The following is a 9,222-nucleotide window of genomic DNA, read 5'->3' on the forward strand; positions in this document are numbered from 1 at the left end:
CATTGGGGGAATATTTCTTCTGAGAATTATTGTTGAGTTAGAAGAGAGAGATTATCGTCTGTAAAATTGTACCATGTAACATTTTCCTTAAAGCCTTGCTGACTAACTGCAGTTTCAAAGGCTGCTTGTGTTGCAGGGAGCTTATCAACAAAGAATAGAGAAGACTCGCAATATGATATTTTTTCGATTTCATAGCCGCTGGAGGATAAGATAAGTGATCCAATTCCCCAATCTGAAGCTCCGCTGGAAAATATGAATGTACCATCAACTTTTAGATCTGACATAGATCGGCTGACAAGGGTATAGCTGTAAATAGTTCCGCTTTCATCATGTAGTATTATAAAACCGGCTTGATTATTTTCAGCAAGTGAAAATTGCAGGACAACATCTTTAATCCCATTTTGGGTTAAGTCTACTATTGCAAACTGCTGAATTGAAAAAGGGAGATTATCTGAAGTGATAGTTTCCTTCAATTGATGGATATCCAAATAATCACCTGATTCTACATTATAAAATTGTTGATTTCCTTGAAGAACCTTTAGATAGAGTAAATACGGAGAAGTCGTGGAATTTACTGTATGAAAAGTCTTTAAGGATAATGCTGCTATGCCAGATACACATATCGCTAAACAGAGAATTATAATTGGCAAGTTAGGTTTCTTCAATATTATGACCTCCTAAAGAATATTAAGTAGTTACGATTATATGACGAGGAAAAAGAGCTATATCTTACATGGGAGCAGGAAAAAGAGCCTGGATGCAACAGTGGCGTATAACGGTTTACCCGTTTATATAATGAACGGGTAAACCGTTATACGGTTATTTTTGGTGATAAGTTGACAGTCCGGACATACTATGGTAACATGACACTGGAGGAAAACGTGTATTCGCAGGGGCTACGGATCAGCGGCCCCAGCAGGAAGGAGGCAGGCTTGTGCGGCTGCGGCCGGTGTTGGCCGGGAGCTACAACAGAGATTTTATGCTCGTCTGGGCGAGGGTAAATAGTAATTAGGCCCAGAGCGTCTTGGCCGGGAGCTGCCGGTCAGGGGTTTAGCAGTTTGCTAATATAGGAGCCGAGATAGGTTTGATACACCTATGTGGTGCGTGGGCTCGCCGCAGTAACCTTTGTGAAATGGTAAGCGCACCATTGACCCCGTATGAGTAATCCTTTTGAAAGTACGGGTAAGTACAACGTATCTGTCCCTATAAACCATTCGGATAGTAGCTGGCATACTGTAAATCTGCCGGAGAGTAGCTCCCTCTAAAAAGGAGACGGCAGATCCCGAACTGCCGTAGATCTCAATAAACCGGGGCTGCACACATAAGCAGATCAAAAAAGTGTAGGGGAGAGATCCCCAAACCGTCATACATAAGACGTTAAAAAGTGTATTTGCCAAATGCCGGGCCCCATGGGCAGGCAGGCGGCGGCCTTAGCTTTAACTTGTATCAAGTATATAATTGAAATATATTAAATACTTTATATAACTTAAATAAATTATTTAAGTTATATAAGCAATGCGGAAGAATGGAGGTAACGGTGGGCCGCAGGAATAAGGCGTACTATAAAGACCTCCATCAGCAAGCCTATGATAAGCTGGTGGGGATGCAAGCCTTCGGTGAGAGTAAGCGGGCGGCGGTAGCTGCCGGGACGGATAAGGAGAAGATTTTCTCCTTCAACACCTACAAGAGCTATTGGAAGCACACCAAGTATTTTATCCAGTACATCAAGGAGCATCACCCGGAATGTACCACACTGAAAAGCGCCAGGAAGTACGTCAACGAGTGGCTGCAGGCCAGGGCCGACCAGGGGCTTTCCGCCTGGACGGTACAGCTGGAGGCCAAGGCCATGGGCAAGCTGTACGGCATTTCCCCCGACGATGAAAACTACTTTAAGCCCCCGAGGCGGAACCGGGAGGATATCAAGCGGAGCCGCGGCGACCGGGTGCGCGACCGGCACTTTTCCAAGACCAACAACGACGAGCTGATTAAGTTCTGCAAGGGGACGGGGCTACGCCGGAGCGAGCTGGCGGAGCTGCGGGGGAAAGACCTGGTGACTAGGGCGCAGATTGAAGCGGAGATCTCCAGCCTGGAGAGCCGCCCGACGGCGGAGCTGACGCCAGCAGACGTGAAGCGCCTGGGGATGCTCCAGGACGCCCGGTTGTTCCAGGGGGAGTATTTTACCCACGTGAGGAACGGAAAAGGCGGCAGAGAGCGCCTGAGCCCCATTATCGGCCCAAATGCGGCGCAGATCGTCCAGAGGATACAGGAGACGCCGGGCGAGGAAAAGGTATGGCAGCACGTCCACCAGAGCGCCGATATTCACGGCTACCGGGCCGAGTATGCAACGGCCATTTACAAGGCCCACGCCAGGGCAATCCAGGATATCCCCTACGACCGGATAAACCGTGGGACGGGACGCCGGTATCAGAGCCAGGTTTACACCTGCAGGAAGGACGAGGCCGGGCGAAAACTGGACAAGGCGGCCATGCTGGTATGCAGTAAGGCCCTGGGACATAACCGGATCAGCGTGGTGGCCGACAACTATATCCGAGGGCTATAAAGGGGGATACCATGGTCGAGTTTGCTAAAAGCAGAGGCTTTTTGGGATACGGGGTTTTGCCTGGAGGTCGAAATGACAAAGATAGCAGCCACGCGGTGCTCCCTCTGGCGGAATACGACGAGCTGCTTCGCCGGATTGCCGTGGCAGAGCGTGATAAGCATGAGGCGATCGAGCAGGCAAAGAGGACGATAGGAAGAGAACGGGCGGCCGCCGAGCAGCGGGTCAGGGAGGCCGAGGAGGCCGCGCAGGAACAGGTGACGGCCATGGAGGAGAAGCTGACCAGGGCTGAAAAAGAGGTCAATTACCAGAAGGGCCTTAACGCTAATCTACTGCGGATTTCAAGGGAGCGGGCCAATGCCGACCGGAGTCTCCGGCCAAAGAAGGAGCACACTGGGTATGCGGTGGTTCGCTCCATGGAGAAGGAGTACCGCTATAAAATAAGCCGCCATAGCTGGGGAAAGGTAATGCTTTGGGAAACTGTGATACAGAGTCCCTATTCAATGGAGTTTACCGAGGAGCAGGCCAGGAAGCAGATCAGGAGAGAACTACTTCGGGATAAGACCGGCGGGGACTGGCTGATTGGTAAAGTAGGGATTCGGGTGAGCTGCGACCTGGAGTTTGAGGACATGATTCAATACAGCGAATGGTGGGAGAAAAATAAAGACGAAAACATAATGATGAAGCGGAAGTTAAATCTAAATGGCCGGAGTGGCTATTGGGAGGTAGTTTTTTACCACACCCGGCCCCTGGGGCCTGTACCGGAGGAAATGAGGCCCTGCGTGCGTTGACCTTCCTCCTGCAGCACAAAAGAAAATAGCTCGGCTGGAGGACTTGAAAAGGCCTGTCCAGCCGAGCTATAATAAAGTCGAAAAATAGGGAAAAAAGTATTGATAATATATGCCGAGTAAGAGGGGCAAGGGGACACTGGAAATAGGCGAGAAAATCGCTTTGACGAATATGGGGGAAAAAAGTATTGATAATATATGCCCCCCTCTGGGCCTTTAGGCCCTCAAAAAGTCTCTTAAAATTCTCTCTCGGACGGAGAGAAAGTCGGAAGGGAAAAGGGGGGTGGGCGGAGGCTGTGGTAATGTGGTAAACCCGATAGGGTTTTCCATCATTTCCACAGCTGGAGCCAGGGGGGAAAGGGGAAGGTGACTTTCTCTTTAAGGCCCCGAAGGGGCCGCTCTTGGCTTCCCCTTTCCCCCCTTCCCGCCCGCAGGCGTTCCCCGCCGTAGCGGATTTTCTTTTTGCTACTTTTTCTTTTGGAGGTGAGCGTATGGTTATGGATCAGCAGGCTGCTATGGAGCGGTTACAGGAATTGTACCGGGAAAAGAACGAGCATTTGGAGAAGTTCCTGGAGCCGGTCACGCCCTTTGAGTTCTACCGAGAGATCTTCCCCGTGGGCAGCTTTGAACGGAAGGGCCATTTTGAGGATGCGAAGGGCAACGGGATTGCGGTAACGGTGCCGCCGAAGGCTGCGGGGATTGCCCTGGAGATCAAGGAGGAGGGCAAGGCCAAACGCTATACCATCACAGATGAACTGTCGGAGCTGTCGGAGGTCTACGACACGGATTTTACCATCATGTCTCCTATCTCCTATTTCGGGCGTCAGCGGTGCGGCAAAAATGCACGGTATCTCTATGCCCTGGTCTTTGACCTGGATGGGGTGGGGATGCCCCAGCTCCGGGACACACTGCACCAGATGAACAATGATATTCTTCCCCAGGCAACCTTTGTCGTAAACAGCGGAACGGGGCTTCACTTGTATTATGTGCTGCAGGAACCGATCCCTATGTACCCGTACAATCAGAAATGCTTGAAGGAGCTGAAATATTCTCTTACCCGGCAAATATGGAACAGGTATACCTCCACCATCAAGGAACCGCAGGTTCAGGGTATTTTGCAGGGCTTCCGGGTGGTCGGTTCCGGTTCCAAGTTGGGCCGGGAGTATCCTGTAACGGCCTACCGGCTCGGCGGGCGGGTGACGCTGGAAAAGCTGCTGGAGTTTATCCCTGACAGCAACGGGGAGCAGCAGCGGCTCCTGGGCCTCATGCGGAAGGGGCGGCTCTCGCTGGCCGAGGCGAAGGAGAAATACCCGGATTGGTATGAGCGGCGGGTCGTCAAGAAGGAGCGGCGGGGCCGCTGGACGGTCAAGCGGGATCTCTATGACTGGTGGCTGCACCGTATTGCCGATGAAATCCGGGTTGGCCACCGTTTCTACGGTATTATGACGTTGGCGATTTACGCAATGAAGTGTGGGATCAGTGAGGAGGAGCTGCGCCATGACGCCTTCTCCCTGTTGAAACCCTATGACGATATGAGCGTGGAGGATATCAACCGTTTTACGAAGGATGATGTAGTGTGCGCTCTGGAGATGTTCAATGAGGACTATGTGACGTTTCCGAGGGACGATATAGCGAAGATCTCCGGACTGACTATGCCGGTTAATAAGCGGAACTGGCGTAAGCAAGCAGAGCATTTGCGCAGGGCGCGGGCCGTCCAGATGGTTGATTATCCGAATTTTGAGTGGGCTGGTCGCCCGTCGGCTCAAGACCGGGTGTATGAGTGGCGTCAACAGAACCCGGAGGGCCGTAAGGCCGACTGCCACCGGGATACGGGCCTTGACCCGAAAACGATCCGCAAGTGGTGGAATTGCCCACCTCCGGCTGCGTGTCCAGGATGAGGAATAGGGGCGTTTTCCGGCCTCTGGACGGCCCAGGAGGGCCGTTTCCGCTTCTCTGAAGGTAAACAACCACCCCCCTATCTACAGCGGCCAAAAAGCTTTGCAAATCAAGTGGTTTATGCCCCCTAAATGGCTACATACAGTGGGCTAATGTGTAACAAAGATGTAAAGAAAAATGCTTGTATTTTTCTTTACTTTTGCATATACTATGAGTAGGAAAGGAGTGTTGGACATGGCACACACGGTCAATGTTAATTTTAAGTTGGATGAAGATGTAAAAAAAAGAATGGAACGCGCCTGTACCGAGATGGGCCTTTCCATGAGCGCAGCCTTTACGATGTTTGCAAAGAAAGTCGGCAGGGAGTATCGCATCCCGTTTGAGGTTTCGGCTGATCCATTCTATTCGGAAAGTAACCTCCGGCACCTGGAGAGCGTCATGCAGGATGTGAAGGCTGGCAAGGCCCGCTTTGCCGAGCATGACTTGATTGAGGTAGACTGATGAGGCTGTTGTGGGAGGATCGGGCGTGGAGTGAGTATCTGTACTGGCAGACACAGGACAAAAAGACGCTGAAACGGATTAACGCGCTGATAAAGGATATTCAGAGAAGCCCCTATGAGGGAATCGGTAAGCCGGAGCCGCTGCGGGGCAACCTGAGCGGCTGGTGGAGCCGTCGCATTGATGAAACTAATCGTATCGTTTACTATGAGCAGGGAGAGGTCATTTATATTATCTCCTGCCTGGGCCACTATGATGATTGAGAAAGGAAGGGACGATTATGAGCTGGGATAAAGAAAGGATCGCGCAGTTGCAGCTCCCTGACCCAGCAGATGCCGATCCGCATCCCCGCCTGCTCCTGGAGGGATACGGCATACACGCCGGACAGTGGTTTACGGCCCTGTTCCCTGACGGGTGGCACGACATTACCCTGGAAGTGTCTTGGGAGCCGGAAGGCCCTGGCTGCTGGTACATATCCACGCCGGGATTTGAGGGCGTGTGTCCTATCGGCCTATTTGTGAAGGTATGAAAATGGCGAGGCTTTCAGCCTCGCCATTTTTTACTTGCTATAAGTTATATATATGATATAATTGAGATAACTTAAATAAGTTAAATAATTTATATAATTGAAAAAGGAGTAGAGACAGTGAAGGTAATTGCAATCGCAAACCAGAAGGGCGGGGTGGCCAAGACCACCACGACACACAACCTGGGGGCTGCTATGGCGGCTGCCGGGAAAAGGGTGCTGCTCATTGACCTGGACAGCCAGGCCAGCCTGACGATCAGTGTGGGCTTGGAGCCGCTGGAGGTGGAGCGGACGATCGTGGATGTGCTGCGGAAGGATGGGACGCCGCTCATGGAGTGTGTGCAGCAGCTTAGTGACCGGCTGCACATCGTCACGTCGATCATCGACTTGGCGCCCATGGAGATGGAACTGCTCTCCAGAGCCAGCCGGGAGAAGATTTTAGACCGGGCGCTCCGGGAGGCCAGGGGGCAGTATGACTATATTTTGATTGACTGTCCGCCGCAGCTCTCTATCCTGACCATCAATGCCCTGTCCTGCGCCGACGGAGTGGTGATTCCAGTCAAGACGGATTACCTGGCCTACCGGGGGCTGACACAGCTCCAGGACAGCATCCAGGAGATCCAGGAGCTGATTAACCCGGAGCTGAAGGTGCTGGGGGTGATCGCCACGCTGTACGATACAAGGGTGGGCGATGACCATGACATCCTTGATCTGCTTCAGAAGGAGTATAATCTGCTGGGCGTGATTAAACGGCTGGCGGTGGCTAAGAAGGGGATTTATGACGGCTTGGCGGCTGTAGAGCAGGCCCCCAGCAGTGAGCTTGCGAAGGAATACGTGGCCATAGCAAACATGATTATGTCCGGCAGGGAGAAGAGGGAGGAACAGGAGCATGAGTAAGCTGGAGGAGCGGGAGAGCCGCAGGAGATCCGCTACCGTTGGGAAATTCGTGGAGCAGCCGCCCATGGCGGCCACCAGCTCCGGTCGGCGGGGCCGGCCGAAGGAGGATCGGGAGCTGAAGAAGCGGATTAGCCTCTCGGTGCTACCCAGCGTGTACGAGGATATTCAGAAGATCGCCTATGTGCAACGGCGTAGCGTGAGCGAACTGATCGGGGAGCTGTTGGAGGGATACCGTGTGGAACATAAGGCAGAAATTCAGAGGTATGGAGAAATAGAAAAGCACTGTGTCTAAATATCTACAATTACGTTTTCAAGATGTCAGTGCTATTACGAGATGGGCTTGTAGACTATTTATCATAGGACTGATAGATCTCAGTAAAAGATAGGAGTGAGAAACTTTTGCTGATTTTTTTATCAATGCTGGAAAGTGATGAGGAAAGGAGACTATTTACAGATTTATATAATCAATATGGGAATATGATGCTGCACGTGGCGAAGCGTTATTTTCCAAAAGATATGTATGCGGCAGAAGACGTCGTTCAAAATGCGTGGATACGTGTAGTAGATCATTTTCAGAAAATTCAAGCTGTACCGAGTAAGAAAAGAGGGGCGTATCTCGTTGTTATAGTAAGGAATGAGGCTATTACAGCCTTGAGAAAGCAAAAGCCGGAATTACAATTCGATGAAAATTTTGTAGAAGGATATATTGATTTAGAAAATGATAATACAAGGTCAATTATAGATACAATACGCGCAATGCCAGATATATATCGGACAGTATTAGAAATGAGATTTGTAGAAGAACGAAGCACTAAAGAAATTGCGAAGGCGTTGTCATTGAAGGAAACAACAGTAGATGTTCGGATTCACCGAGGCCGGGCGCTGCTTATAAGAAAATTGAGAGAAGAGGGATACATAAAATGACGGAAGGAGAAGAAAATATTATTATTAAAGGGGTTTTATTGGAAGCTATTTCGAGAGACTTTTCGGAAGAACTCTCTAATAATAAAGAGGTTTCGGTATCTCCACGTTTCAAACGACAAATGATGGCAATGATGAATAACCCCAATAAATGGGCAGAGCGGCACAAGAGAGATTATAGGAGGCGATTTGTAAAGGTAGTAGCAACAATCGTCTTGACGTGTTCTTTGCCCTTTTCTTATATGCTGAATGCCAATACCTCTACATGGAATTGTGATGTCTATACCAGCAATAGTGACACCTATGTTAATTTTGAAAAGGTAAGCACGGGAGTATATTATATCCGACTGAAATCCCACCCAGAAAGATACCTAACGGCAGGAGGCACAAAGTCCGGAAGTGATGTTTCCTGGGAGAAACTGTCGACAACGACGGCCGGAAAGAAAGCGCAGCAGTGGAAAGTAACGGCTACATCGTTGCCAACGGTTTATACCAGAGTTACTTCTGGGGCGGATTCTTTGGGAGATGATCAGATGGAAACAAATGCGGAGTACATCTATAATTATCTCAAGAAGAAAGGATTCACCAAGAATGCTATCTGTGGGATTCTTGGAAATATGAACAGTGAGAGTACGATTAACCCTGCTGTATGGCAATCGCTGAATGATATGTATTTGGGATATGGATTGGTTCAGTGGGATGATGGAAAATTGTTTATCGACTGGGCCAAAAAAGAAGGAGTTATCAGTGCGGCAACGGCTGAAGCTGTTAATAGCCTGGCTTACAGTAACCCAAAGAAGTTAATGGATGCAGAATTGGATTATTTGATTGTCAGTATGAATACGGTTGGAAACTGGTTTAAGCCAGATAATAATCAATCTAAGTACGGAACGAGCGAGACTCTTACGGCGAGCCAGTTTAAGGTATCTAATAAAAGCGCAGATATCTTAGCGCGTATTTTCTGTGGACACTATGAGCGGCCCGGAGTTCCGAAAATAAGCGAGCGTGTTGCAAACGCAAAGAAGTGGTATAACTTCTTGTAAAAAATATTCCCCCAATGTAAGGCTGTATCATATACAGACCGCATTGGGGGAATATTTCTTCTGAGAATTATTGTTGAGTTAGAAGAGAGAGATTAT

11 protein-coding genes are annotated in these 9,222 nt (G+C 49.8%); 10 read left to right on the forward strand and 1 reads right to left on the reverse strand.

The genetic code is table 11. The annotated features are described in order from the left end of the window. Positions 1–26: 26 nt before the first annotated feature. Complete coding sequence (locus NE584_RS18760; protein WP_154042255.1) at positions 27–665, reverse strand: hypothetical protein; 639 nt, start codon at positions 663–665, stop codon at positions 27–29. Between the two features lie 872 nt (positions 666–1,537). Between NE584_RS18760 and NE584_RS18765 the strand changes: the two genes are divergently transcribed. From NE584_RS18765 to NE584_RS18810, 10 genes are all read left to right on the forward strand, one after another. Further along, positions 1,538–2,560: a hypothetical protein gene (locus tag NE584_RS18765; protein ID WP_256183490.1), complete on the forward strand. Its 1,023-nt coding sequence runs from the start codon at positions 1,538–1,540 to the stop codon at positions 2,558–2,560. 56 nt (positions 2,561–2,616) lie between these two features. Next, on the forward strand, positions 2,617–3,348 hold the full coding sequence (locus tag NE584_RS18770) for a hypothetical protein (protein ID WP_256183491.1): 732 nt from the start codon (positions 2,617–2,619) through the stop codon (positions 3,346–3,348). A gap of 488 nt (positions 3,349–3,836) precedes the next feature. After that, a complete protein-coding gene (locus NE584_RS18775; RefSeq protein ID WP_024725221.1) occupies positions 3,837–5,243 on the forward strand; it encodes a hypothetical protein in 1,407 nt (468 codons plus the stop codon). Positions 5,244–5,475: 232 nt separating this feature from the next. Beyond that, positions 5,476–5,742 (forward strand): type II toxin-antitoxin system RelB/DinJ family antitoxin, encoded by a 267-nt coding sequence (locus NE584_RS18780; protein ID WP_024725222.1) that lies wholly within the window; start codon positions 5,476–5,478, stop codon positions 5,740–5,742. Further along, positions 5,742–6,002 (forward strand): Txe/YoeB family addiction module toxin, encoded by a 261-nt coding sequence (locus NE584_RS18785; protein WP_024725223.1) that lies wholly within the window; start codon positions 5,742–5,744, stop codon positions 6,000–6,002. Before NE584_RS18780 ends, NE584_RS18785 begins: the two co-directional genes overlap by 1 nt. A 17-nt stretch (positions 6,003–6,019) precedes the next feature. Further along, positions 6,020–6,268, forward strand: a complete 249-nt coding sequence (locus NE584_RS18790; RefSeq protein ID WP_024725224.1) for a hypothetical protein — start codon at positions 6,020–6,022, stop codon at positions 6,266–6,268. A 117-nt stretch (positions 6,269–6,385) separates the two neighbouring features. Next, complete coding sequence (locus NE584_RS18795; protein WP_024725225.1) at positions 6,386–7,162, forward strand: ParA family protein; 777 nt, start codon at positions 6,386–6,388, stop codon at positions 7,160–7,162. Beyond that, complete coding sequence (locus NE584_RS18800) at positions 7,155–7,454, forward strand: hypothetical protein (RefSeq protein WP_024725226.1); 300 nt, start codon at positions 7,155–7,157, stop codon at positions 7,452–7,454. The genes NE584_RS18795 and NE584_RS18800 overlap by 8 nt, the downstream gene beginning before the upstream one ends. A 107-nt stretch (positions 7,455–7,561) precedes the next feature. Further along, complete coding sequence (locus tag NE584_RS18805; protein WP_024725227.1) at positions 7,562–8,086, forward strand: RNA polymerase sigma factor; 525 nt, start codon at positions 7,562–7,564, stop codon at positions 8,084–8,086. Continuing rightward, positions 8,083–9,126, forward strand: coding sequence for a phage tail tip lysozyme (locus NE584_RS18810; RefSeq protein ID WP_256183492.1), 1,044 nt, complete (start codon positions 8,083–8,085; stop codon positions 9,124–9,126). Before NE584_RS18805 ends, NE584_RS18810 begins: the two co-directional genes overlap by 4 nt. The last annotated feature ends 96 nt before the right edge of the window (positions 9,127–9,222 follow it).

Source organism: Clostridium sp. DFI.5.61, assembly GCF_024462915.1.
GTDB lineage: Bacteria > Bacillota > Clostridia > Oscillospirales > Oscillospiraceae > Lawsonibacter > Lawsonibacter asaccharolyticus.

Excerpts from the sequence above, each read along its gene's own strand:
- NE584_RS18780 (WP_024725222.1), top strand. The coding sequence starts at position 5,476 with ATGGCACACACGGTCAATGTTAATTTTAAGTTGGATGAAGATGTAAAA.
- NE584_RS18810 (WP_256183492.1), top strand. The coding sequence starts at position 8,083 with ATGACGGAAGGAGAAGAAAATATTATTATTAAAGGGGTTTTATTGGAA.
- NE584_RS18790 (WP_024725224.1), top strand. The coding sequence starts at position 6,020 with ATGAGCTGGGATAAAGAAAGGATCGCGCAGTTGCAGCTCCCTGACCCA.
- NE584_RS18785 (WP_024725223.1), top strand. The coding sequence starts at position 5,742 with ATGAGGCTGTTGTGGGAGGATCGGGCGTGGAGTGAGTATCTGTACTGG.
- NE584_RS18775 (WP_024725221.1), top strand. The coding sequence starts at position 3,837 with ATGGTTATGGATCAGCAGGCTGCTATGGAGCGGTTACAGGAATTGTAC.
- NE584_RS18800 (WP_024725226.1), top strand. The coding sequence starts at position 7,155 with ATGAGTAAGCTGGAGGAGCGGGAGAGCCGCAGGAGATCCGCTACCGTT.